General features: G+C 42.5%; 26 protein-coding genes. All 26 read left to right on the forward strand.

All coding sequences use genetic code 11. The features are described from left to right. Positions 1 to 568 precede the first annotated feature (568 nt). The 26 genes from topA (at position 569) to fliQ (ending at position 23,372) form a co-directional block, all read left to right on the forward strand. The gene (gene topA / locus JOC95_RS04000) at positions 569 to 2,647 is read left to right on the forward strand and encodes a type I DNA topoisomerase (RefSeq protein ID WP_204413661.1); all 2,079 of its coding nucleotides are present in this window, start codon (positions 569 to 571) and stop codon (positions 2,645 to 2,647) included. Positions 2,648 to 2,767: 120 nt separating this feature from the next. Next, a complete protein-coding gene (gene trmFO, locus JOC95_RS04005) occupies positions 2,768 to 4,072 on the forward strand; it encodes an FADH(2)-oxidizing methylenetetrahydrofolate--tRNA-(uracil(54)-C(5))-methyltransferase TrmFO (protein ID WP_204413663.1) in 1,305 nt (434 codons plus the stop codon). 68 nt (positions 4,073 to 4,140) lie between these two features. After that, positions 4,141 to 5,046, forward strand: a complete 906-nt coding sequence (xerC, locus tag JOC95_RS04010; protein ID WP_204413665.1) for a tyrosine recombinase XerC — start codon at positions 4,141 to 4,143, stop codon at positions 5,044 to 5,046. A 22-nt stretch (positions 5,047 to 5,068) separates the two neighbouring features. After that, entirely contained in the window at positions 5,069 to 5,611 is a 543-nt protein-coding gene (gene hslV / locus JOC95_RS04015) for an ATP-dependent protease subunit HslV (RefSeq protein WP_204413666.1), read from the forward strand. Between the two features lie 17 nt (positions 5,612 to 5,628). Continuing rightward, positions 5,629 to 7,029 carry an HslU--HslV peptidase ATPase subunit gene (hslU, locus tag JOC95_RS04020; RefSeq protein WP_204413668.1) on the forward strand — a complete coding sequence of 467 codons (1,401 nt, stop codon included), beginning with the start codon at positions 5,629 to 5,631 and terminating at the stop codon, positions 7,027 to 7,029. A 25-nt stretch (positions 7,030 to 7,054) separates the two neighbouring features. Continuing rightward, the gene (gene codY, locus JOC95_RS04025; protein ID WP_204413676.1) at positions 7,055 to 7,834 is read left to right on the forward strand and encodes a GTP-sensing pleiotropic transcriptional regulator CodY; all 780 of its coding nucleotides are present in this window, start codon (positions 7,055 to 7,057) and stop codon (positions 7,832 to 7,834) included. 234 nt (positions 7,835 to 8,068) lie between these two features. Continuing rightward, positions 8,069 to 8,458 (forward strand): flagellar basal body rod protein FlgB, encoded by a 390-nt coding sequence (flgB, locus tag JOC95_RS04030; RefSeq protein WP_204413677.1) that lies wholly within the window; start codon positions 8,069 to 8,071, stop codon positions 8,456 to 8,458. Further along, complete coding sequence (gene flgC / locus JOC95_RS04035) at positions 8,458 to 8,907, forward strand: flagellar basal body rod protein FlgC (protein WP_204413678.1); 450 nt, start codon at positions 8,458 to 8,460, stop codon at positions 8,905 to 8,907. Before flgB ends, flgC begins: the two co-directional genes overlap by 1 nt. A 16-nt stretch (positions 8,908 to 8,923) precedes the next feature. Continuing rightward, the gene (fliE, locus tag JOC95_RS04040; RefSeq protein WP_204413679.1) at positions 8,924 to 9,220 is read left to right on the forward strand and encodes a flagellar hook-basal body complex protein FliE; all 297 of its coding nucleotides are present in this window, start codon (positions 8,924 to 8,926) and stop codon (positions 9,218 to 9,220) included. Between the two features lie 122 nt (positions 9,221 to 9,342). Next, positions 9,343 to 10,929: a flagellar basal-body MS-ring/collar protein FliF gene (gene fliF, locus JOC95_RS04045; protein WP_204413680.1), complete on the forward strand. Its 1,587-nt coding sequence runs from the start codon at positions 9,343 to 9,345 to the stop codon at positions 10,927 to 10,929. A 19-nt stretch (positions 10,930 to 10,948) separates the two neighbouring features. Beyond that, positions 10,949 to 11,968 carry a flagellar motor switch protein FliG gene (gene fliG, locus JOC95_RS04050; RefSeq protein ID WP_204413681.1) on the forward strand — a complete coding sequence of 340 codons (1,020 nt, stop codon included), beginning with the start codon at positions 10,949 to 10,951 and terminating at the stop codon, positions 11,966 to 11,968. Then, a complete protein-coding gene (gene fliH / locus JOC95_RS04055; RefSeq protein ID WP_204413683.1) occupies positions 11,961 to 12,764 on the forward strand; it encodes a flagellar assembly protein FliH in 804 nt (267 codons plus the stop codon). Before fliG ends, fliH begins: the two co-directional genes overlap by 8 nt. Then, the gene (gene fliI / locus JOC95_RS04060) at positions 12,733 to 14,043 is read left to right on the forward strand and encodes a flagellar protein export ATPase FliI (protein ID WP_204414671.1); all 1,311 of its coding nucleotides are present in this window, start codon (positions 12,733 to 12,735) and stop codon (positions 14,041 to 14,043) included. The genes fliH and fliI overlap by 32 nt, the downstream gene beginning before the upstream one ends. Positions 14,044 to 14,052: 9 nt before the next feature. After that, positions 14,053 to 14,502 (forward strand): flagellar export protein FliJ, encoded by a 450-nt coding sequence (gene fliJ / locus JOC95_RS04065; RefSeq protein ID WP_204413685.1) that lies wholly within the window; start codon positions 14,053 to 14,055, stop codon positions 14,500 to 14,502. 7 nt (positions 14,503 to 14,509) lie between these two features. Beyond that, on the forward strand, positions 14,510 to 15,094 hold the full coding sequence (locus JOC95_RS04070) for a MotE family protein (protein WP_204413686.1): 585 nt from the start codon (positions 14,510 to 14,512) through the stop codon (positions 15,092 to 15,094). Positions 15,095 to 15,122: 28 nt separating this feature from the next. Continuing rightward, positions 15,123 to 16,283, forward strand: coding sequence for a flagellar hook-length control protein FliK (locus JOC95_RS04075; protein ID WP_239582727.1), 1,161 nt, complete (start codon positions 15,123 to 15,125; stop codon positions 16,281 to 16,283). After that, positions 16,280 to 16,933 carry a flagellar hook assembly protein FlgD gene (flgD, locus tag JOC95_RS04080; RefSeq protein WP_204413688.1) on the forward strand — a complete coding sequence of 218 codons (654 nt, stop codon included), beginning with the start codon at positions 16,280 to 16,282 and terminating at the stop codon, positions 16,931 to 16,933. Before JOC95_RS04075 ends, flgD begins: the two co-directional genes overlap by 4 nt. A 28-nt stretch (positions 16,934 to 16,961) precedes the next feature. Next, positions 16,962 to 18,443, forward strand: a complete 1,482-nt coding sequence (locus JOC95_RS04085; RefSeq protein WP_204413689.1) for a flagellar hook-basal body complex protein — start codon at positions 16,962 to 16,964, stop codon at positions 18,441 to 18,443. A gap of 41 nt (positions 18,444 to 18,484) precedes the next feature. Next, complete coding sequence (locus JOC95_RS04090) at positions 18,485 to 18,673, forward strand: flagellar FlbD family protein (protein ID WP_204413690.1); 189 nt, start codon at positions 18,485 to 18,487, stop codon at positions 18,671 to 18,673. A gap of 15 nt (positions 18,674 to 18,688) precedes the next feature. Then, positions 18,689 to 19,120: a flagellar basal body-associated protein FliL gene (gene fliL, locus JOC95_RS04095; RefSeq protein ID WP_204413691.1), complete on the forward strand. Its 432-nt coding sequence runs from the start codon at positions 18,689 to 18,691 to the stop codon at positions 19,118 to 19,120. A gap of 36 nt (positions 19,121 to 19,156) precedes the next feature. After that, positions 19,157 to 20,155, forward strand: a complete 999-nt coding sequence (fliM, locus tag JOC95_RS04100; protein ID WP_204413692.1) for a flagellar motor switch protein FliM — start codon at positions 19,157 to 19,159, stop codon at positions 20,153 to 20,155. Further along, positions 20,145 to 21,347, forward strand: a complete 1,203-nt coding sequence (gene fliY, locus JOC95_RS04105) for a flagellar motor switch phosphatase FliY (RefSeq protein ID WP_204413693.1) — start codon at positions 20,145 to 20,147, stop codon at positions 21,345 to 21,347. The genes fliM and fliY overlap by 11 nt, the downstream gene beginning before the upstream one ends. A 19-nt stretch (positions 21,348 to 21,366) precedes the next feature. Beyond that, complete coding sequence (locus tag JOC95_RS04110; RefSeq protein WP_204413695.1) at positions 21,367 to 21,729, forward strand: response regulator; 363 nt, start codon at positions 21,367 to 21,369, stop codon at positions 21,727 to 21,729. An 11-nt stretch (positions 21,730 to 21,740) separates the two neighbouring features. Beyond that, entirely contained in the window at positions 21,741 to 22,424 is a 684-nt protein-coding gene (locus JOC95_RS04115) for a flagellar biosynthetic protein FliO (RefSeq protein ID WP_204413697.1), read from the forward strand. After that, a complete protein-coding gene (gene fliP / locus JOC95_RS04120) occupies positions 22,421 to 23,086 on the forward strand; it encodes a flagellar type III secretion system pore protein FliP (protein ID WP_204413699.1) in 666 nt (221 codons plus the stop codon). The genes JOC95_RS04115 and fliP overlap by 4 nt, the downstream gene beginning before the upstream one ends. A 16-nt stretch (positions 23,087 to 23,102) precedes the next feature. Continuing rightward, positions 23,103 to 23,372, forward strand: a complete 270-nt coding sequence (fliQ, locus tag JOC95_RS04125) for a flagellar biosynthesis protein FliQ (RefSeq protein ID WP_204413701.1) — start codon at positions 23,103 to 23,105, stop codon at positions 23,370 to 23,372. Positions 23,373 to 23,376: the final 4 nt, after the last annotated feature.

Genomic DNA, 23,376 nt, shown 5'->3' on the forward strand with positions numbered 1-23,376 from the left:
TTTCATAAAAAAAGACAAATAAATTTCAATTTTTTATAAAAATTTTCTTTTTTTACTTTACAAATGTTTATATGTCTATATTATTATAGGGTACAACGATATTCATAAGTTGTACTTTTTTTCATGCAATCTAGTATGAAAAGCATAATATCTGACTACATAATAAATAGAAGGAACGTGAAGTTGTTTGACAAACCCTTCCTGAATATTTAATAATGGTGGAGATTTAATGAATGGAATGTACAAAATAATGCAATGGAAAAACTTAGTGTTATTTTTAAAGATTGACTAGCTGTTGATTGGAGCAATAGGCGAAGACTCCTGCGGGAGGAAGCGTTTAGTGGAGACCCCACAGGCGCAGCCGAGGAGGCTCCACAAACGCCCCGCGGAAAGCGAAGCCTAGTGCGGAAATCAACAGCGGTGTTTAACTGAAATAAAACTTTAAAAACAAAAAATTTACCTTTTGATAAAAATTGAATGTAAAAAGTGGTTGTTAAAAACTTTGAGAAAACAAATGGCATGAGGCCTATTTTTTCTAAGAATTTACCCTCTTGAGGAGGATTATTGAATGTCAGAATACTTAGTGATAGTGGAATCCCCAGCTAAAGCGAAAACAATCGAGCGCTATTTGGGAAAAAAATATAAAGTCAAAGCATCGATGGGACATGTCAGGGATCTGCCTAAAAGCCAAATGGGTGTAGACGTGGAACACGAATTTGAACCTAAATACATCACCATCCGCGGAAAAGGGCCAGTTCTTAAAGAATTGAAGACCGCAGCCAAAAAAGCCAAGAAAATATATCTCGCAGCTGACCCGGATCGCGAAGGGGAAGCAATTGCATGGCATTTGGCACATAGTCTCGATATCGATCTTCAATCGGATTGCCGGGTTGTCTTCAATGAGATCACGAAGGATGCAATCAAGGAATCCTTCAAACATCCAAGACCCATCAATCTCGATGTAGTGGATGCACAACAGGCAAGAAGGATCCTTGATCGCCTTGTTGGCTACAATATCAGCCCTTTACTCTGGAAGAAAGTTAAAAAAGGATTAAGTGCAGGACGTGTCCAATCTGTGGCAGTCAGACTGATCATCGATCGGGAAAATGAAATCAATGCTTTCACGCCAGAGGAGTACTGGACCATCAAGGGTTCATTCATCACTAATGACTCAAAGGAATTTGAGGGAAGCTTCTATGGTATTGACGGGAAAAAGACTGAACTGAACTCCGAAGAGGATGTCAAAGCCATTCTTGGTAAATTGGAAGGCAATTCCTTTGAAATACAAAGTGTCACAAAAAAGGAGCGCAAAAGAAATCCCGCACTGCCATTTATCACTTCTTCCCTGCAACAGGAAGCAGCGCGTAAACTTAACTTCCGTGCCAAGAAAACGATGATGCTTGCACAACAGTTGTATGAAGGAATCGAGCTTGGGAAAGAAGGCACTGTAGGTTTGATCACCTATATGCGTACTGACTCCACCAGGATTTCAGAAACTGCCAAAAAGGAAGCGGTAGAGTACATAGAGAAGACTTTCGGCCAGAAGTTTCTCTCGAATGAACAACGAAAAGAAACGAAAAAGGCAAATGCCCAGGACGCCCATGAGGCGATCCGCCCAACTTCTACCATGAAAGACCCGCAGTCCATTAAAGAATACTTGTCCCGTGACCAATTCAGATTATATAAACTGATTTGGGAAAGATTTGTGGCAAGTCAGATGGCACCGGCTATCCTGGATACCGTGTCCATCGACCTTTCACAAAATGACGTGATGTTCCGTGCTACTGGATCAACCGTCAAGTTTGCCGGGTTTATGAAGGTTTATGTGGAAGGCAGTGATGATCAGCAGGAAGAAAAGGAAAGCCTTCTTCCCGCACTTGAGAAAGGTGACAAAGTTTTCTCCAAGGATGTTGATCCGAAGCAGCATTTCACACAACCTCCGCCAAGATATACAGAGGCAAGGCTTGTACGGACTTTGGAAGAGCTTGGCATAGGCAGGCCGTCCACCTACGCCCCGACACTTGACACCATCCAAAAGCGTGGCTATGTCGCCCTTGATAACAAAAGGTTCGTACCGACAGAACTTGGTAACATCGTCATCCAATTGATCTTGGAATTTTTCCCTGAAATCATCAATGTGGAGTTTACCGCAGATTTGGAGACAAATCTTGATAATGTGGAAGATGGCAAGGTGAATTGGGTCAATATCATTGATGGGTTTTACCATGAATTCGCCAAGCGTTTGGAAAGAGCTGAGCAAGAAATGCAGGAAATCGAAATCAAAGATGAACCTGCAGGTGAAGATTGTGAACTTTGTGGACACGAAATGGTTTTCAAAATGGGACGTTATGGAAAATTCATGGCCTGTTCCAATTTTCCGGACTGCCGCAATACGAAGCCAATCGTGAAGGATATCGGCGTACCTTGCCCTAAATGTGAAAAAGGGAATATCGTGGAAAGAAAAAGTAAAAAGAAGCGCATCTTCTATGGCTGTGATCAATATCCAACGTGTGAATTCCTATCATGGGATAAACCGATAGCGCGTAAATGCCCGAAATGTGAATCATTGCTTGTAGAGAAAAAACTCAAAAAGGGCGTTCAAGTACAATGCGTTGAATGTGATTACAAAGAAGAGCAGCAAGCATAAGAGAAAAGGGTCTGACACCTCAACACTTTGCGTCAGCCCCTTTTCATTTGGTAAAGTAGTTTATAGAAGGCCCTATACACAAAATGGTCAGTAAGTTTCAGATTTGGAGGAAATATGATTATGACAACACAAGTGGTAACAGTTATCGGAGCTGGTTTAGCAGGGAGCGAGGCGGCTTGGCAGCTTGCAAATAGAGGGATTCAGGTTCATCTTTATGAGATGAGACCGGTCAGGCAGACACCTGCACATCATACAGATAAATTTGCGGAATTGGTTTGTTCAAACTCATTAAGAGCGAACACACTGACAAATGCAGTCGGGGTATTAAAGGAAGAAATGCGGATGCTTGACTCTGTCATCATAAAATCGGCGGATGAATGTGCCGTACCTGCAGGAGGGGCGTTGGCGGTCGACCGACATGAGTTTGCTGCAAAGGTTACCGATATGGTGAAAAACCATCCGAATGTCACTGTATTCAATGAAGAAGTGGAAGAGATCCCTGAAGGTCCGACGATCATCGCAACCGGCCCTTTAACTTCAAAAGCACTCTCAGACCAACTTCGTTCCCTTACAGGGGAAGAATATCTGTACTTCTATGATGCTGCAGCACCGATCATTGAAAAAGACAGCATCAATATGGATATCGTGTACTTAAAGTCCAGGTACGATAAAGGGGAAGCGGCATACTTGAATTGTCCGATGACAGAAGAACAGTTCAATACATTCTACGAGGCCCTGATTGAGGCGGAAACGGTACCATTGAAAGAATTTGAAAAAGAAATCTTCTTTGAAGGCTGCATGCCTATTGAAGTGATGGCAAACCGCGGGAAAAAGACGATGCTTTTCGGACCTCTGAAACCTGTAGGACTAGAAGATCCAAAAACCGATAAGCGCCCATATGCGGTTGTCCAGCTTCGCCAGGATGATGCTGCAGGAACTTTATATAACATTGTCGGTTTTCAGACACATTTAAAATGGGGTCCTCAAAAAGATGTGATAAGATTAATACCTGGTCTAGAGAATGCGGAAATCGTCCGTTACGGCGTCATGCATAGGAATACATTCATCAATTCCCCTAACCTGCTCAAAGCGACATACCAGTTTAAAGCAAGGGAAAACCTTTTCTTCGCAGGTCAGATGACCGGAGTGGAAGGTTATGTGGAATCAGCGGCTTCTGGTCTGGTGGCCGGCTATAACGCAGCGAAACTCGTAACTGGGGAAGAGCCTGTGGAGTTTCCAAAAGAATCTGCCATCGGAAGCATGGCACATTATATTACAACGACAAACGCAAAGAATTTCCAGCCGATGAACGCCAATTTCGGTTTGTTCCCAGATTTGCCGACCAAGATAAAGAATAAGCAGGAACGCAATGAAGCACATGCTAGGAGAGCGTTGGAAACAATTCAGAATTTTGTAAAAAGTTAATCAAATTGATTGCAAGGGCTACTAAATTGTGATAATATTTAGTAGCCCTTGTGAGGTGATAAAATAAAATGCAAAATGTTAAGATTTCGTTAAGTTCTTTTTTGGAATATTTACAGATTGAGAAAAACTATTCAAAATATACTATTGTGTATTATCAAAAGGATATTGAAGATTTTTTTGAATTTATGAAAGAAGAAGCGCTTACTAGCATAAGTGATATCACCCATATAGAAGCACGTTTGTACCTGACCAGGCTACATAAGAAAAAGTATGCCAGAAGATCGGTTGCCAGAAAAACTTCAAGCCTGCGAAGTTTTTTCAAATTTTTGATCCGGGAAGAGCATCTGAGCGTCAATCCCTTCACGACCGTTTCCCTGCCCAAGCAGGAAAAACGCCTGCCTCAATTTTTGTATAGTGAAGAATTAGAAAAACTATTTGCGGTTTCAGATCTTGATACGGCCCTTGGCCAAAGAAATCAACTTCTTTTGGAGATCCTATACGCTACAGGCATTCGGATAAGTGAGTGCTGCCAGATTCAGCTGCAGGATATTGATTTTAGCCTCGGTACCATCCTTGTAACCGGAAAAGGAAATAAACAGAGGTATGTTCCTTTTGGCAGCTATGCACAAGAGGCCCTCGAACACTATATGGAAAATGGACGGAAGGAATTGCTCGCCAAAGGCAAACAGCCTAACGCGAGGACGCTATTCCTGAATTTCCGCGGTGATCCGCTCACCCCCCGTGGTGTGAGGGTGGTTTTGAATGAGATGGTGAAAAAGACCAGCTCTACATTACATATAAGCCCCCATGTCCTACGACATACATTTGCAACCCACATGTTAAATGAAGGGGCGGATTTGAGGGTGGTACAAGAGCTCCTTGGACATTCCAGCCTTTCATCCACTCAGCTTTATACACATGTGACGAAAGATCGTCTTCAGCAAACATACAATCAATTTCATCCTCGTGCGTGAGGATCAAATAGGAGGAATCCCCATGTCTTCTTTTCATGCCACCACGATATTTGCAGTCCAGCACAATGGCCAATCGGCAATGTCTGGTGACGGCCAAGTTACCTTAGGAAATGCTGTAGTGATGAAGCATACTGCGAGAAAGGTCCGTAGAATTTTCAACGGGAAGATACTTGCAGGATTCGCCGGCTCCGTTGCGGATGCTTTCACTTTATTTGAATTGTTTGAAGGAAAACTGGAAGAATATAATGGAAATTTGCAAAGGGCGGCAGTCGAACTTGCAAAAGATTGGCGCAGCGATAGAGTTCTCAGGAAGCTCGAGGCAATGTTGATTGTCATGGATGATTCAAACCTTCTTCTTGTATCCGGTACGGGTGAAGTAATCGAGCCGGATGACGGCATCCTTGCTATCGGTTCTGGAGGCAATTACGCCCTCGCTGCGGGACGCGCATTAAAGCGTTATGCCGGAGATCATATGACTGCAAGGGAAATTGCGCAGGCGGCACTGGATATGGCTGGCGAAATTTGTGTTTATACGAATCACAATATCATTGTAGAAGAACTATAGAAAAGGCGGTTGGATATATGAGTACAAAATTAACCCCTAGGCAAATAGTGGAAATGCTTGATCAATATATTGTAGGGCAGACAAATGCAAAAAAAGCCGTAGCCGTGGCACTTAGAAACAGGCACCGGAGAAATATGCTCCAGGGATCATTGCGGGATGAAGTTGTGCCGAAGAACATCCTGATGATCGGTCCCACGGGTGTCGGGAAAACGGAAATAGCAAGAAGGATAGCGAAGCTAGTAGGGGCTCCTTTCATCAAAGTGGAGGCGACGAAATTCACAGAGGTCGGTTATGTGGGCAGGGATGTGGAATCCATGGTCCGTGACCTCGTTGAAACGTCTGTCCGTCTTGTGAAAGAAGAGAAAATGATCAAGGTGAAAGAGAAGGCACTCGAAAATGCCAATAAACGCATTGTGGAGCTTCTCGTACCCGGAAAGCAGAAAAACACTTCCTATAAAAATCCTTTTGAAATGATTTTTGGGGGAAATGCACAGAATTCAGATTCTGAAGAACAGTCCAAACAAGAGGAAGTGTCCATTCAGGAGCAAAGAAAAAGAATGGCGCATAAGCTTGCATTGGGTGAACTTGAAGACAGGTATATCACGATTGAAGTGGAAGAACAACAAGGATCTATGTTTGATATGCTTCAGGGTTCGGGTATGGAACAAATGGGCATGAACATGCAGGATGCTTTAAGCAACCTGATGCCGAAGAAAAAGAAAAAACGGAAGCTTACTGTTGCTGAAGCAAGACCGGTTTTGACAAATGAAGAAGCGCACAAGCTCATCGATATGGATGAGGTTACGCAGGATGCTGTAACGCGTGCGGAGCAGAGCGGCATCATTTTCATTGACGAAATCGATAAAATTGCCAAAAAGAACAGTGGATCATCAGCGGATGTATCGCGTGAGGGAGTACAGCGGGATATTCTTCCGATTGTGGAAGGTTCAACCGTTGTCACCAAATATGGTCAAGTGAAAACGGACCATGTGCTATTCATATCAGCTGGGGCCTTTCATATGGCGAAGCCTTCAGACCTGATACCGGAACTGCAAGGTCGCTTTCCGATCCGTGTGGAGCTTACCAAGCTTTCTGTAGAAGATTTTGTAAGGATACTTGTCGAGCCGGATAATGCCTTATTGAAGCAGTACATAGCATTATTGGAAACGGAAGGTATACAAGTTGAATTTTCTGACGATGCTATTCGTAAGATAGCAGAAGTTGCCTTTCAAGTGAATCAGGATACAGACAATATCGGGGCACGACGTTTGCATACCATTCTTGAAAAACTGTTGGAGGACCTTTCTTTTGAAGCACCGGATATCACTCTGGAGAAAATAGTGATCACGCCGCAGTATGTAGAAGAAAAATTGGGCTCCATCGTAAAAAATAAAGATTTAAGTCAATTTATATTATAGAAGTAGATTCTAGGAGGAAATAGTTATGGCGTTATTACAAAAAACAAGAACGATCAATGCAATGCTGCAAAAAGCGGCAGGAAAACCAGTAAATTTCAAGGAAATGTCCGAAACGCTTTGCAATGTCATCGAAGCGAATGTATTCGTGCTTAGCCGTCGCGGAAAGCTGCTTGGTTATTCCATTAACCAGCAGATCGAAAACGAGAGAATGATCAAGATGTTGGAAGATCGTCAATTCCCTGAAGAGTATACCAAAAACCTATTCAACATCTCTGAAACATCATCCAACCTCGATGTTGAAAGTGAATATACAGCTTTCCCTGTAGAAAACAAAGATCTGTTCCAATCAGGCTTGACTACAATCGTGCCGATCATCGGTGGGGGAGAGCGTTTAGGAACCCTTATTCTTGCCCGTCTGCAGGAACCATTCTCAGATGATGACCTGATTCTTGCAGAGTATGGAGCAACTGTAGTAGGTATGGAAATTCTTCGCGAAAAAGCGGAAGAAATTGAAGAAGAAGCAAGAAGTAAAGCTGTTGTACAAATGGCCATCAGTTCCCTTTCCTACAGCGAACTGGAAGCGATCGAGCACATCTTTGAAGAGCTCGATGGCAAAGAGGGTCTACTTGTAGCAAGTAAAATCGCTGACCGTGTCGGTATTACAAGATCTGTTATCGTAAATGCACTTCGTAAGCTTGAAAGTGCCGGCGTAATTGAGTCCCGTTCTTTAGGGATGAAAGGAACATATATCAAAGTGCTTAATGATAAGTTCTTGATGGAACTGTCTAAGTTAAAGTCTCACTAATAGAAGAAAACCTACCTGAATAAAGGTAGGTTTTTTTCTTTTGTCCATATATTCCAGTATTGTCGGATTTTGTCGTGACTTTAGTCCTACGACAAAAAATGAGTCAAATTGACGATTTTTTTTAACATTTGACACATAGACATATGGGGTTCCATAATTTACAATGAATTTATACATACATTTTTCGACAAAACTATATAATTCGTCATCTTTCTAAATTTTTTGGGGGTCATAATGAAAATTTTTTCGACATCAATAAGTGCGCTAGAAAAAGGTATCCAATATTCGGGAATGAAACATAAAGCAATTTCTCAAAATATTGCCAATGTTGATACACCTAACTACAAACGAAAAGAAGTAAGTCCAAATTTCGGGCAATTTTATCAGGATGCGATGAATGCAAAAAAAACAGACAGCAGACATCATGATTTCACGGGAACCTCGAAACAAGCTTTTACGATAAATAATACATCCCATTCGTACTCGCATAATGGAAACAATGTGGATATCGATAAAGAAATGTCAGACTTGGCAGAAAATCAAATCTATTACTATACTATGATCGATCAACTAAGTGGAAAATTTCAATCGCTGCAGAACGTAATAAAAGGAGGTAAAGGGTAATGTCCATGTTTAAAAGTATGAATATTTCCGCTTCTGCCTTAACTGCACAACGATTGCGGATGGATGTCATTTCATCCAATATGGCAAATGTCGATTCTACCAGAGGTAAATTGGTAGATGGTGAATGGGTGCCATATAAAAGAAAGGTAGTAGAGACGGCTCCGAAAGAGGGTAGCTTTCAGTCTTTTCTCCAAAAAGCTTCAGGCTCATCAAGCATCGGCAATGGAGTGAAGGTTACACGAATTAAAGAAGATGATGCACCATTTAGAATCGTGTTTGATCCTGAGCATCCTGATGCCAATGATGAGGGGTACGTGGAGCTCCCGAATGTTGATCCTCTAAAAGAAATGGTGGATCTCATGAGTGCCTCTAGATCATACGAAGCGAATGTTACAGTGTTTAACGCTTCCAAAGGCATCATGATGAAAACGCTTGAACTAGGTAAATAGGAAGGACTGAATACAAATGATCTCGAAAATTTCCAACCAGGCTCCAATCATGCAAGCAACTGAATTAACGAAGAAAACCAGTGGTGATGTGCATCAGCAGTTTTCCGGCTATTTAAAAGATGCTTTAAATGAAGTCAATAATTCTCAAATCGCTTCAAATGAAGTCACAAGGAAGCTCGTGAACAACGAGGGAGTCGAGTTGCACGATGTTTTGATCGCCCAGCAAAAAGCGAGCGTTGCACTTCAATTGACAATGGAAGTCAGGAACAAAGGCATTGAAGCCTATCAGGAAATAATGCGAATGCAAGTATAATAGATTCATTTCCAAGTCTGCCAGTAACACCTTATACATTTACCGATAGAGAAAATGACAAATAAATGCGGTTATTTACTGCATAAATGTGCTGCAAGATAATAACCGGGGGAATTGACAGAATGAAAGAAAAATTACTTGATATAAAAAATAGAACCAGCACCTTTTGGAGAAGCAAAGGGAAAACCCAAAAAACGGCTATCATTACGAGTGCAGTCGTCGGGATACTTGCATTGACTGCAATCACTTATTTCATGACAAGGACGGATATGGCACCGCTTTATAAGGACCTGACACCTCAGGAAACAGGACAAATCAAAGAAGTGCTTGATACAAGAGGAATTCCGTCGCAAATTACAGATAACGGTACAGCAATCCTGGTCCCACAAGAAACAGTGGATGGCCTGAAAGTGGATCTCGCTGCAGAAGGTGTCCCGAAAAGCGGCAGTATCGACTACGGTTTTTTCGGGGAAAGATCCGGGTTCGGGATGACCGACAATGAATTTCAGATTATGAAACTCGACGCCATGCAGACAGAGCTTGCAAATTTGGTCAAAAGCATAGAAGGTGTCAAAGATGCACAAGTGATGATCACAATGCCGCAGGAAGGTGTGTTCGTCCGCGATGCAGTACAGGAAGCTTCTGCGTCCATCGTATTGGATACAGAACCGGGCTATCAGTTCGACCAGGCGCAAATAAATTCCTTGTACCATTTGGTGTCAAAAAGTATCCCCAATCTGTCTACTGATAATATCGTCATCATGAATCAGAATTTTGAGTACTATGACCTTGCAAATAATCAAAATTCAGGAAATATTTTGAATGTCGGCAGTCAATTGGAATTGAAGAAAGAGATTGAAAGGGATATCCAGCGTCAGGTACAACAGATGCTTGGGATGATGATGGGACAAAACAAGGTTGTAGTGTCAGTTACGACCGATATTGATTTCACACAGGAAAACAGGGAAGAAAACCTTGTAGAGCCTGTAGATCCCGACAATATGGAAGGAATCGCCATCAGTGTCGAAAGAATAACAGAGACCTATACAGGCTCTGAAGGGGAAGCTGGCGGTGTGACAGGGGCCGGTGAAGCTGATGTCCCTGCCTATATTGCAGGTGGTGCAAACGGCAGTGGCGATTATGAAAAAATGGAAGAAAGAATCAATAATGATGTAAACCGGATCAGGAAGGAAATAGTGGAAAGCCCTTATAAGATCCGTGACATGGGTATTCAGGTAATGGTGGAACCCCCTGTAGCAGATGATCCGCTGTCCATGCAGAACGGTACAGTCGATGAGATCAGGCAAATACTGGGAACTATTGTAAGAACGTCCATTGATAAGCAAGCACTGGCTGAAAATCCTGATATGGACATTGAAGATAAGGTAGTGGTATCGGTCCAAACCTTCAATGGAAAAGCTCAATTTGAAGAAACGTCCACTCCTATCATTACGTTTTGGATGTATGTGGTCGGAGGGGTGCTTGTTGTCATCATCCTTCTCTTGATCTTCCTGTTGATGCGTCGCAAGAAAGAGGAAGAAGAGGAAGAATTGATTATTGAGGAAGAAATCACAAGGATTAATATTCCGGACATCAATAATAACGCTAAAGAATCAGAAGGATCGGCCCGCCGTAAGCAGCTCGAAAAAATGGCGAAAGAAAAGCCGGACGAATTTGCAAAACTATTAAGATCTTGGTTATCAGAATAAAGATAAGGTGGTTCAATAAATGGCGAAAGCGAATACAAGCAAATCTTTCAGCAACAAACAAAAGGCTGCCATTTTATTAATCTCACTTGGGCCAGATGTATCCGCCTCCGTCTATAAGCATCTGTCGGAGGATGAAATTGAAAAGCTGACTTTAGAGATTTCAGGAGTAAGGACAGTCGATTCACACATCAAAGAAGATGTGTTGGAGGAGTTCCACCAAATAGCGCTTGCACAGGATTACATATCACAGGGTGGAATCAATTATGCAAAAACGGTGCTTGAGAAGGCATTGGGAAAAGAACAGGCAAATGCAATCATTACAAGGCTGACTTCGTCCCTTCAGGTAAAACCGTTTGATTTTGCAAGAAAAGCGGATGCATCCCAGATCTTGAATTTCATCCAGAATGAGCATCCGCAGACCATCGCTCTCGTATTATCGTATCTCGAGCCCACAAAATCCGGCCAGATACTCTCGGAGCTGCCGCAGGAGCTTCAGGCAGATATCGCCAAAAGGATTGCAGTGATGGACAGTACATCACCTGAAATCATCAATGAGGTCGAACAGATCCTTGAACGCAAGCTTTCCACTACAGTTACAAGGGATTACACAATTACCGGAGGTATCGATTCTGTGGTGGATGTATTGAATCAGGTTGATAGAAGTACGGAAAGAACCATTCTGGATGCACTTGAAATCCAGGATCCGGAGCTTGCCGAGGAAATCAAGAAACGCATGTTTGTCTTCGAAGATATTGTGACCCTCGACAACATGGCGATTCAGCGAGTCATCAGGGATGTTGAAAATGAAGATTTGATGCTCGCATTAAAGGTGGCAAGTGAAGAAGTGAAAGAAATAGTCTTCAAGAATATGTCGAAGAGAATGGTAGAAACGATGAAAGACGATATGGAATATATGGGGCCGGTACGTCTTAAGGATGTGGAAGAAGCCCAATCGAGGATTGTAGGAATCATTCGAAAGCTTGAAGAAGCAGGGGAAATAGTCATCGCTCGTGGTGGAGGAGATGACATCATTGTCTAGATTGATCAAATCCTCCCTTTTTAATATTGAAGAGACAGATAGAGTGTCAATTAAAGTTGCTCCTATTTTCCCCATACAGGATGATGGGCAGCAAGCTGCTGTCCAACGACAATCGATTGAGCAGATAAACAAAATTGTCCAAGAAGCCAAGGATGAGGCAGCCAAGATAATGAAGGCCACAGAAAAAGAGAAAGAAAAGATCCTTTGTGTAATTGCGCAGGAAAAACAAGTCTGGGAAGAAGAAAAACAGCGATTGATTGATAGAGCATCCAATGAAGGCTATGAACAAGGTTACCAAGCTGGTAAGACAGAGGCGCTTTCAGAATATGAAAACTTATGTCTGCAAGCAAAACATACAGTGGAACTAAGCAAATCAGAACACCAAAAAAAGCTAGACAGTTCCATTGAAACGATCATGAGCATCAGCATAAAAGTATCGGAAAAAATCCTTGGCTATGAATTGGAAAGAGACGTAGAAGCCTATATGAGAATGGTTCAAACGGCCCTTAAGGAAGTAAAAGAGAAAGAAGAAGTGAAAATTTATGTAAGTACACATCAATACCCACTTCTTATTCAAAATAAACAACATCTGCAAAATATCATTAACAGTCAGTATGACTTATTGATCTATCCGGAAGCAGAATTGGCTCCAGACGGATGCTGGATTGATTCCTCTGCTGGAAGGATGGAAATATCCGTACAGACTCAACTGACGGAAATCAAGGATAAATTGCTGCAATTAGTCAAACCGGAGGCAAACAATGATGATTCTAGAAGAGCTACTGCAAGAAATTGATGGCATGGACTCTTACAAACGCTATGGAAAAGTTAAAAGGGTGATTGGACTGATGATAGAATCCAAAGGCCCTGAAAGTTCGATAGGAGATGTTTGTAATATCATCATTGACCGCAAGAAGCGAAGGGTTGTACAGGCGGAGGTTGTCGGCTTCAGGGATGAACATGTAATCCTGATGCCCTTTACTGACATTCAGGATATCGGTCCTGGATGTATGGTGGAGGCGACCAATCATCCATTGGAGATTAAGATAGGAGAAGGTCTCCGAGGCATGGTTCTGGATGCAATGGGGAACCCGCTGGATCCTACGGTTGAGATGCCGATAGGGCTTGGAAGATATCCTACCGACCAGGCACCTCCTAACCCCATGACAAGACCTTCCATTACAGAAGAACTGGAAGTGGGAGTGAAGATCATAGATGGTCTTCTGACAGTGGGTAAAGGCCAGAGGATCGGCATTTTTGCTGGGAGTGGTGTCGGAAAGAGTACCCTGCTTGGAATGATAGCGAGAAATACGTTTGCGGATATCAATGTGATTGCACTGATCGGGGAGCGCGGCAGGGAAGTAAGGGACTTTCTTGAGCGCGATCTAGGCGCAGAAGGCTTAAAACGTTCCATCATAGTGGTGGCAACCTCCGATCAGCCAGCCTTGATGAGGATAAAAGGGGCTTACACTGCCACTGCCATAGCAGAGTTCTTCAGGGATGCAGGTTATAATGTGATGCTGATGATGGATTCTGTCACACGCTTTGCGATGGCGCAACGCGAGGTAGGACTCGCAATCGGTGAGCCACCGACGACAAAAGGATATACCCCTTCCGTTTTCTCGATGCTGCCTAAACTGCTCGAGCGGACGGGCACCAATGAACATGGTTCCATTACCGCATTTTACACGGTGCTTGTGGATGGAGATGACATGAACGAACCGATTGCAGATACTGTCAGAGGAATTTTGGATGGACATTTTGTTTTAGATAGAGAGCTTGCAAATAAAGGCCAATATCCTGCAATCAATGTGCTGAAAAGTGTCAGCCGTGTGATGAACAACATTGTAAGCAAGGATCATAAGCAGGCAGCTGAGTACATGCGTGAGAAACTCTCCAAATATTATCAGGCGGAAGACTTGATTAACATAGGGGCATACAAGCGTGGTACATCCAGAGAAATTGATGATGCCATTGGGGCATTTCCCACGATCATTCAATTTCTAAAACAAGATGTTGAATCTAAATGGAGTTTTACTCAAACAAAGACAGAGCTTATTAACCTGATGAAATAGGGTGATCAGATGGAAGTTAGAAAAGGCCGCTTGGAAAAGATCCTGTTTGTGAAAAAGGCCGAAAAGGAGCTTGCCAGTACAGAATACCAGGAAGCCATCTCGCAATTCGAAGACGAAGGCCACAAGCTTTACGATCTTCTGAAACGGAAAGAGCAGCTTGAAGGTACACTTCAGGATCGGCTTCAGCACGGCATCCCGATTGAAAATTTGAAACAACAGCAGTTTTTTATCGGGAATCTGGAGAAGAATGTACTGAATCAGCAACGGAAAGTAAGCCATGCCCGCGCTTTTATGAATCTGAAAGAGGAAAGATTAAAGGAACAATCGATCGAGTGCAGGAAATATGAAGTGCTTGATGACAAGCAAAAGCTTTTCATAAAACAAAATGAAAACAGGATTGAGACCTCATTCATAGATGAGATGTCGATCCTTCACTATACGCATCACACGAATAGGTGAAGTAGCGATGAAAAAAGAAAAACAGCAAATGATCCAAGAGGAAGAAAAACAGAATTATACTTTTCTGCAGAAACTTTTATACTTATTTATTTTCCCTGTATTGTTCCTGTTAACGTTGGTGCTGGCTATACTGACGTTTCAAGGCACCAATGTCTTTGACCTGGCCCAGACATTCCTTCCGAAGGACCAAGCCGGGAATGAAGAGCCTATAGCTGGGAAGGACGAAAATCCCCCTAATAAAAAGGATGAGACTAAGCCTGAGACAAAACAAGAGGTTCTCATGCTTGAAAGGGAAATCAGTGATAAAGAACGGGAGATAACCAAGCTGGTTGCAGAGTTGGAGCAGGCTAATGACCGAATCAGGGATTTGGAAGCGCAGGAGCAGGAAATAAAGTCTTCGACCAAAGAACTTGCAGCCCTTTATGAAAGAATGTCGACAAAAAAAGCAGCCGCGATCATCAAGGAATTAGAGGAAGAGATGGCATTGCTTATTCTTAGGGACCTTAGCGTTGCCAAGAAATCTGGGATTTTGGGCCAGATGGAAGCGGATCAAGCTGCGAGATTTACAAAGCTTCTTGCAGAGGAAGAATAGCAAGATGTGAAAGGGATGAGTGAAGTTGATGTTTTTAGGCACCACCCAAGTAGGGGAAATGCTCCATGCAAAACAGCAAAAAGTGGAGGGCACTGCAAGAACCGAAGTTGAAGCGTCTGAAGCTGGAGAGTTTCATCGTCTTTTATCCGAAAATATTTCGACATTATTGGAAGAGCTTACTGCATCTCCTGCCGGTCTAGGAAAAGAAATGGCTTTACATTCAGAAATAAGTAACACTCTTAAAAACATAGAAGACTTGGAGGAACTCCTACATTTGGAAATCTCCCTTCTCAATAGTTTAGAAGAGGAACTCTCATCTGAGGAATATTTCGGTTTTATCCATCAATTCTTGGAGCTATCGTCGACATTGACTCAAATTCAACAGCAACAGGCTGTTCCAGCAGAGATGGGTGAGAATGTCTTTGAAAGAATGGCGATGTTAACCAATAAACTACTTCTTTTTACAAAAGAATGGAAGGAAGGGAAATCAGGAAATTCACAGCCGCAGAATGTCAAACAACAAGCAGACCTGAAGGAGCTGATGATTCTGATCGAAAAGAAATTCGCAAAAATCTTTCAGGTAACAGAGAAACAAACAGGAAGAACAGACACTGCCAATGTAAAAAGCTTTCCATTCCAACATTTTATCTCAGAAAACGTTTCAGTCGGTCCTATTTCAATCAACCATCTGCAGCAACCGAAACCAGCAACCGTCCAGTGGGTGGTTGATACATCAACAAATCAGGTTGCAAGGGATCAGCTGATTCAGAAATTGGAAGGCATTCTTTCCAAGAGCCAAACAAGCTTCGTAAATGGAAACCAGCAGATCACCATCCGGTTGACACCTGAACATCTAGGCACATTACATATTAAATTACAGGAAACACAACATGGACTTGTTGCAAAATTGGTCGCGCATTCCAAATCAAGCGCCACTCTGCTTGAAAGTGGATTAGCCACACTTAAACAGAATTTAGTCAATGCCAATATACCTGTGGACAAAATAGAAGTCGTCTATCAGGAGCAGGAGCCGCGCTTTTTCCAACAAGGGAGAAATCAGGAGGAACAGCAGGCTTTTAAAGATTCTTCTGCAAATGGCAGGAAAGAAAAAGAACCTACTGAAAAATCTTTTGATGAAATACTTTCAGAGGAAATCGATATCAAGGATCGTGCAGGTGAAGGACAATGACAATGACGAGTGTATCTTCCGACTTATATATTCAAAATCGTCAAGTGGAAAGCAAAAAACAAAACAATGTACTTGGTAAAGATGACTTCCTGAGATTATTGATGGCTCAGCTGCAAAACCAGGACCCCATGAATCCGATGGAGGACAGGGAGTTCATCGCCCAGATGGCCACCTTTTCCTCCTTGGAACAGATGACAAATCTCAACAAGAGCATGGAAGGCTTCATCAAAAGCCAAAACAAGCAGCAGGCTTTAGCCATGCAGCAGTATTTAGGTTCTGAAGTGACGTGGCAGGAGGTCTATTATGTTGATGAAGAGCCTTTTGTGGAAACAAAAACAGGAACTGTCACAAGTATCTCCATGAATGAAGGGAACGCAAAACTGATTACAAATGACGGAAGTGAAATTTCCCTGGAGCAGCTAGTAAAGGTCACTCAGCCTGATGAATCTATTCAAAACAATTCTACCCTATTGCAAGCGAGCCATTTGATCGATAAAAAAGTTTCACTCCTTTTCAATGGGAAAAACTATGAAAATCTTATTGTAAACTCTGTCGTATCGAAGGGTGGCAAGACCTTTTTGATTGTTGACGACCCAAGCCTTGTGAATGAAAAGATACCGCTTGACGCCATTACGAAAATATCTCAATGACTTTAGATAAGATAGAGGGGGAATCACCATGTTACGTTCCATGTATTCAAGTATTGGAGCATTAAGAAACTTTCAGACAAAATTAGATGTGATCGGAAACAATATCGCCAATGTAAATACGTACGGATTTAAAAAGGGAAGAGCAACTTTTCAGGAAATGATGGTTCAGCAGCTTTCAGGTGCGAGCGGTCCGGCAGCAGGTAAAGGCGGAATCAATGCAAAGCAGATCGGATTAGGTTCGATGATCAGTACCATTGATTCCATCCAAACACAAGGCTCATTGCAGACGACTGCAAGACCACTTGATCTGGCTCTCTCAGGAGATGGATACTTTGCCGTTGCTTCTATCGCAGATGTTACCAGGGTGAATGTGGACTCCAATACTGAATATGGGGATAATCGGATCCTTGGCGGTGGGATTGATAATGCTGTTGCGATGAATTATACAAGAGCAGGCAATTTCTATATGGACAACAATGGGTATATCGTCAATTCCAATGGGATGTACTTGATTGGGGAAACAGGGGAAAAAACGATTCCGACTGATGCAATTGTAAATGCCTCTAATGCAGCTTTGAACAGCGCAGAGAACTTTTTTGGACAGTATCAGGATTTCAGAACAGATACTACAAAGTTCTTGAAGCTCGCTAGTGCTTACTTGGAAGCGGAGCGCACTTATCAAGATGCAAAGAAGGCTAGTGATGCTTTGGAGGGTGCTGATCCACAGCTGTTTGCTGCGATGGAAGCGGCTGAAACAGCACGAAACAATGCAGCGAATCAATTTAATTCTTACTTTAGTACAACTTATAATAATCAAATTGAAAACTTCATAGTATCAGGTCGGTTGTTAAATGAAGATATAAATACCTTCATTGAAGATACGGGTGAAGTGGTGTATCAACTGGTGGATCCAATTGTACAGCAATACAGCGGTACACTGCCTGTTCCAGCAGGTGCTAAAGAAAACGAATTATCTGACTTGGTTTATTACGCCCAATCTATCAAAGAAAGCCTTGATACAGAATATAAAAGCTTTGAAAACTTCGTAGCCAAAGCAGAAATGGTCCAAATGCCTTCATGGAGCGACTCTTTAAGCGGAGGTCCCGGGCTGATCCAGATTCCACCTAATGCCAGAAGCTTCAGTATTTCCGGTGATGGAAAAGTTAGCTTCATCGACCAGTTCGGACAATTGAAAGTGGCGGGTCAAGTGATGTTGGCCAAGTTTCCTAACGCTTCCGGATTGGAGCGTATAGGTGAAAACCTTTTCCAACAGTCCAATAACTCAGGGACGATGGATAAAAATGGCGACGGCATCCAGCTGGCTGAGATGTTCCGTCCCGGAGCGGATGGAGCTGCGGCAATCATTTCAGGTACATTGGAAATGTCAAACGTCGATCTATCGGAAGAATTTACAGAAATGATCACTGCGCAAAGAGGATTCCAAGCCAATACAAGGATCATCACTACATCTGATGAAATCCTGCAAGAGCTTGTCAATCTAAAACGCTAAAGGGGGATTGGGCCAGGCTAAGCTGAACTGGCCCCTCTATAATGATTAAACTGACAAAATTGAATGGTAAGTCCTTTGCCTTGAATGCCTGGCTGATTGAGCAAGTCGAAGAAACCCCGGATACGATGGTTACGCTTAATAATGGCAAAAAGTTGATCGTAACTGAAACGATGGATCAGGTAATTCTTCTTTGTAAAGAGTTCTATACAAGCATTCATCAAGGAAAGTGATAGGGGGTAAGGGTATTGTTTCGCAATAAATTAGTGAATACCATGATCATTATCTTGTTGATCATTTCCCTTTTGGGAGTGGTTGCGCTTGTAATGGTAAACGTCTACTATGCTGATGGTACAACGGGCGAGGAATCGATAGATGAGATTTTGAAACACTCCTTGGATATAGAGGAAATAACTACAAATCTGCAAAGCGGCGGATATCTCCGGGTGCAATTCAAGGTGCAGACAGATAGCAAAGACGCCAGGGAAGAGCTGGAAAAGCGAGATTTTCAGGTGCGGAATATTATTATCTATGAAATTTCGAACAAAAAATCCTCCGATTTTGCCGGCAATGAAGGATTGGCGAAGCTAGAACAGGATATACAGACCAAATTGAATGAAGTGATGAAGGATGGATCGGTTGTTAAGGTTTACACAACTTCCTTTTTGCTTCAAGACTAACATCAAGAGACCACGCAAAGATAGGAGGTGGTGGGTATGTCTACAGAAGTGATGTCGCAAAGTGAGATCGATGCTCTTTTGTCCGCACTTTCGACTGGAGAAATGAATGCCGATCAATTGAAAAAAGAAAATGAAGTAAAAAGAGTCAAAGTGTATGATTTCAAACGAGCCTTAAGATTTTCCAAGGATCAGATCAGAAACCTGACCAGGATCCATGAGAACTTTGCAAGATTGTTGACGACTTATTTTTCGGCACAATTAAGGACCTACATACAGATCAATGTGGCATCGGTAGATCAGTTGCCTTATGAAGAGTTTATTCGATCCATACCTAAGATGACGATATTGAATGTCTTTGAAGCTTCTCCTTTGGAAGGTCGGCTGGTACTTGAGGTCAATCCCAATATTGCCTATGCAATGCTTGACCGTCAACTGGGGGGGAAAGGTACAAGTTTCAATAAAGTGGACAGCCTGACTGAAATTGAAACAAAGCTCATGACAAACCTATTTGAAGGCGCGATTGACAATTTCGGTGAAGCATGGGAGTCCATTGCAGATATACAGCCTTTCTTGGCAGACCTGGAAGTAAACCCACAGTTCCTGCAGATGGTGTCACCAAATGAAACAGTAATCGTCATTTCGATGAACATCACGATCGGCGAGATAACGGGGATGATCAATGTGTGCATACCTTTTGTAGTGTTAGAGCCGGTGATCCCGAAATTGTCTGCACATTATTGGATGGAGGATAAGCGTAAAGTCAGGCAGGATCATGAAGTCGAATCTTTACAAAAAGCGATCAAGGCTACCACATTGACGATTATAGCGGAACTTGGCAAATCGGAAATTACATTTTCAGATCTTCTTGATTTAAGTGTAGGGGACGTATTGCCTCTAGATCAGAAGATTGAACAGCCCATTATCGTCAATGTCGATAATAAACCAAGTTTTATGGCCCAGGTGGGTCAAGTGAAGAAAAATATGGCCATACAAATCATGAAGGAAATCAAGGAGGGATACGAAGATGATGAGTGATGGAATGTTATCGCAGGACGAAATTGATGCATTGCTTCGAGGTTCAGATAACGACAACGAAGAACCCCTCTTTGTTGCACCAAATGTAGAAGATCACTTCTCGACATTAGAGCAGGACGCACTGGGGGAAATCGGGAACATTTCCTTTGGCAGTTCTGCTACAGCCTTATCCACCCTCTTGAATCAGAAGGTGGAAATCACGACACCCATGGTAAGCCTGCTAGAAAAACAACAATTGGAAGCAGAGTTTCCAGACCCTTACGTAGCTATCCGGGTAAATTATACAGAGGGCTTCAGTGGTTCGAATATTTTAGTGGTAGAGCAGAGGGATGCAGCTATAATAGCAGATTTGATGCTCGGCGGGAATGGGGAAAATCCTTCCCATGAGTTTGATGAGATTCACTTGAGTGCAGTACAGGAGGCAATGAACCAGATGATGGGTTCTGCTGCAACTTCGATGTCGACTGTGTTCTCGAAAAAAATCGATATCTCACCGCCTGCAGTACTGCTGATCGACTTCAAAGAAGGAGAAGGCAAAGACCAGATGCCGGAAGATAACCTCCTTGTGAAGGTTGCATTTTCCATAAGAATCGGAAGGTTGATAGATTCATCCATCATGCAGATTCTTCCTTTTCCTTTTGCTAAAGAACTTGTAAAAGAATTATTGACCAAGGACAGGAAAGCAGAGGAAGCTGTTGGTGCTACTCCAAATGTGCCATCAACACCCTTTCCAAAACAAGAGGATCTGGAACAAAGGGAGCATAGAGCGGAGGATACTTCTTACGCCTATTCACAACATGCATCAGAAAACATAACCTATCACCAGCAAGCAAAAGTGTCACAACCTGCTGCAACCAATCCGGCGCAGACCGTCAATGTCCAGCCTGCTGTTTTCTCAAACTTTGAAACTGCTGCAGTGGCGGAGGCAGAACCGAATAACTTAAATATGCTTATGGATATACCGTTGCAGGTGACAGTAGAGCTTGGCAGGACGAGGCGCTCGGTCAAGGATATCCTGGAGCTTTCATCCGGTTCTGTAATCGAATTGGATAAGTTGGCAGGAGAGCCTGTTGATATATTAGTGAACAATAAGCTTATCGCACAAGGGGAAGTAGTTGTAATAGATGAAAGCTTTGGTGTGAGAGTGACAGATATTGTAAGTCAAACAGATAGAATCAAAAAGCTTCGTTGATTACTAGGAGGAAAACAAGATGAGCAAACGCATTTTAATCGTTGATGATGCAGCATTTATGAGAATGATGATCAAGGATATATTATCAAAAAACGGATATGAAGTGGTGGCTGAAGCAGCTGATGGTGTCCAGGCTGTCGAGAAGTACAAGGAACATCATCCCGATCTGGTCACTATGGACATCACCATGCCGGAAATGGACGGAATTACTGCACTGAAAGAAATTAAAGCGATCAATCCGAATGCCAAGGTAATCATGTGCTCTGCGATGGGTCAGCAAGCAATGGTCATCGATGCCATCCAAGCTGGCGCGAAAGACTTTATCGTCAAACCATTCCAAGCGGATCGAGTGATTGAAGCTATCCACAAAACTCTATCCTAGGAGTGTCAACTTTGCATGCAAACATGATAAAAATCAGTATAGCTATCATTCTGCTATTCTTTCTTCTGCCCTCTCCATTCACTGCCTCGCAGCAGGGAGAGGGAGGAAGCATGATGGTGGATGAAATGTTCAAGGAAAACAATGAAAAGGAAAAGCCCGCAACAACTGAAAAGGACCAGACTGAATCATTCAAAGATACGGAAATGGTCAACCAGACAAGTGTACCCACCGTTACCTTATGGGATTTTGTCAAAATGATCTTTGCGCTCGGATTTGTACTGCTGCTGATATACTGTGCACTTCGATTTATCAATAAGCGCAATAAATGGTTCGATAACGGTCGGTCAGTCGAGAATATCGGCGGAACCAACCTGGGCAACAACAAATCGCTTCAGCTTGTAAAAGTGGGCAATAGCATATTGGTAGTCGGAGTCGGGGATTCCATCAATCTATTAAAAGAAATAACGGATGAAAAAGAAGCGGAACTGCTTCTGGAGGCATACCAAAATAAAACCGATGCGGCACCTTTGACTAAGGAAACATTCAAAGAATGGATGAACAAACTTCCATTAAATAAAAGCACGGGTAATACAAATCAGTTTTCCAGCTTATTAAAAGAACAAATTGGACAACTATCCCAGGACAGAAAGAAGAAGATCAGTGAGTTGGATGAAAAGGAAGGTCGGGGACAATGACAGATTTAATGGAAGTCTTCAGTGGCAATGATGCCTCAACCGTATCCACTTCTGTTCAGCTTTTATTATTATTGACCGTTTTCTCGCTGGCCCCGGCAATCCTGATTTTGATGACCAGTTTCACAAGGATCATCATAGTCCTTTCCTTCGTAAGGACATCCCTGGCAACCCAGCAGATGCCGCCAAACCAGGTGTTGATAGGATTATCTCTATTTTTGACATTCTTCATCATGGCACCGACCTTTTCCGAGGTGAATGAACAGGCCCTTCAGCCGTTATTTAATGAAGAAATTACGCTTGATGAGGCATATGAATTGGCAGCGTTGCCGATGAAGGAGTTTATGAGTAAGCATACAAGACAGAAAGATCTTGCATTATTTATGGATTATTCCGGAATGGAAAGACCGGAATCCATTGAAGATATACCACTGACCGTTTTAGTCCCGGCTTTTGCAATCAGTGAATTGAAAACAGCTTTTCAAATAGGATTTATGATATTCATTCCATTTCTTGTGATTGATATGGTAGTGGCGAGTGTCCTGATGTCGATGGGGATGATGATGCTTCCTCCGGTAATGATCTCCCTGCCATTCAAAATTTTATTATTTGTCCTTGTTGATGGCTGGTATATCGTCGTGAAATCACTATTGCAAACATTTTAGAAGAGGTGTCGAATAAATGAGCCCAGAATTCGTAATATCCATGGCTGAACGAGGAGTTTATACTATTTTGCTGATTTCCGCTCCTCTCTTGATCCTTGCTTTAGTAGTGGGCTTAGTTGTAAGTATTTTTCAGGCTACCACCCAAATCCAGGAACAGACGCTTGCTTTTATTCCGAAAATTGTTGCTGTCCTCGTAGGCCTTGTTGTATTCGGGCCATGGATGCTATCCAATATGCTTTCCTATGCGATGGAAATTTTCAATAATATGCACCGGTTTGTGAGTTAGTAGA

The sequence above is a fragment of the Sutcliffiella tianshenii genome (assembly GCF_016908565.1).
Classification (GTDB): Bacteria; Bacillota; Bacilli; order Bacillales; family Bacillaceae_I; genus Sutcliffiella_A; species Sutcliffiella_A tianshenii.

Coding starts and splice junctions, on each gene's coding strand:
- topA (WP_204413661.1), top strand. CDS start 569: ATGTCAGAATACTTAGTGATAGTGGAATCCCCAGCTAAAGCGAAAACA.
- trmFO (WP_204413663.1), top strand. CDS start 2,768: ATGACAACACAAGTGGTAACAGTTATCGGAGCTGGTTTAGCAGGGAGC.
- xerC (WP_204413665.1), top strand. CDS start 4,141: ATGCAAAATGTTAAGATTTCGTTAAGTTCTTTTTTGGAATATTTACAG.
- hslV (WP_204413666.1), top strand. CDS start 5,069: ATGTCTTCTTTTCATGCCACCACGATATTTGCAGTCCAGCACAATGGC.
- hslU (WP_204413668.1), top strand. CDS start 5,629: ATGAGTACAAAATTAACCCCTAGGCAAATAGTGGAAATGCTTGATCAA.
- codY (WP_204413676.1), top strand. CDS start 7,055: ATGGCGTTATTACAAAAAACAAGAACGATCAATGCAATGCTGCAAAAA.
- flgB (WP_204413677.1), top strand. CDS start 8,069: ATGAAAATTTTTTCGACATCAATAAGTGCGCTAGAAAAAGGTATCCAA.
- flgC (WP_204413678.1), top strand. CDS start 8,458: ATGTCCATGTTTAAAAGTATGAATATTTCCGCTTCTGCCTTAACTGCA.
- fliE (WP_204413679.1), top strand. CDS start 8,924: ATGATCTCGAAAATTTCCAACCAGGCTCCAATCATGCAAGCAACTGAA.
- fliF (WP_204413680.1), top strand. CDS start 9,343: ATGAAAGAAAAATTACTTGATATAAAAAATAGAACCAGCACCTTTTGG.
- fliG (WP_204413681.1), top strand. CDS start 10,949: ATGGCGAAAGCGAATACAAGCAAATCTTTCAGCAACAAACAAAAGGCT.
- fliI (WP_204414671.1), top strand. CDS start 12,733: ATGATTCTAGAAGAGCTACTGCAAGAAATTGATGGCATGGACTCTTAC.
- fliJ (WP_204413685.1), top strand. CDS start 14,053: ATGGAAGTTAGAAAAGGCCGCTTGGAAAAGATCCTGTTTGTGAAAAAG.
- JOC95_RS04070 (WP_204413686.1), top strand. CDS start 14,510: ATGAAAAAAGAAAAACAGCAAATGATCCAAGAGGAAGAAAAACAGAAT.
- JOC95_RS04075 (WP_239582727.1), top strand. CDS start 15,123: ATGTTTTTAGGCACCACCCAAGTAGGGGAAATGCTCCATGCAAAACAG.
- flgD (WP_204413688.1), top strand. CDS start 16,280: ATGACAATGACGAGTGTATCTTCCGACTTATATATTCAAAATCGTCAA.
- JOC95_RS04085 (WP_204413689.1), top strand. CDS start 16,962: ATGTTACGTTCCATGTATTCAAGTATTGGAGCATTAAGAAACTTTCAG.
- JOC95_RS04090 (WP_204413690.1), top strand. CDS start 18,485: ATGATTAAACTGACAAAATTGAATGGTAAGTCCTTTGCCTTGAATGCC.
- fliM (WP_204413692.1), top strand. CDS start 19,157: ATGTCTACAGAAGTGATGTCGCAAAGTGAGATCGATGCTCTTTTGTCC.
- fliY (WP_204413693.1), top strand. CDS start 20,145: ATGATGAGTGATGGAATGTTATCGCAGGACGAAATTGATGCATTGCTT.
- JOC95_RS04110 (WP_204413695.1), top strand. CDS start 21,367: ATGAGCAAACGCATTTTAATCGTTGATGATGCAGCATTTATGAGAATG.
- fliP (WP_204413699.1), top strand. CDS start 22,421: ATGACAGATTTAATGGAAGTCTTCAGTGGCAATGATGCCTCAACCGTA.
- fliQ (WP_204413701.1), top strand. CDS start 23,103: ATGAGCCCAGAATTCGTAATATCCATGGCTGAACGAGGAGTTTATACT.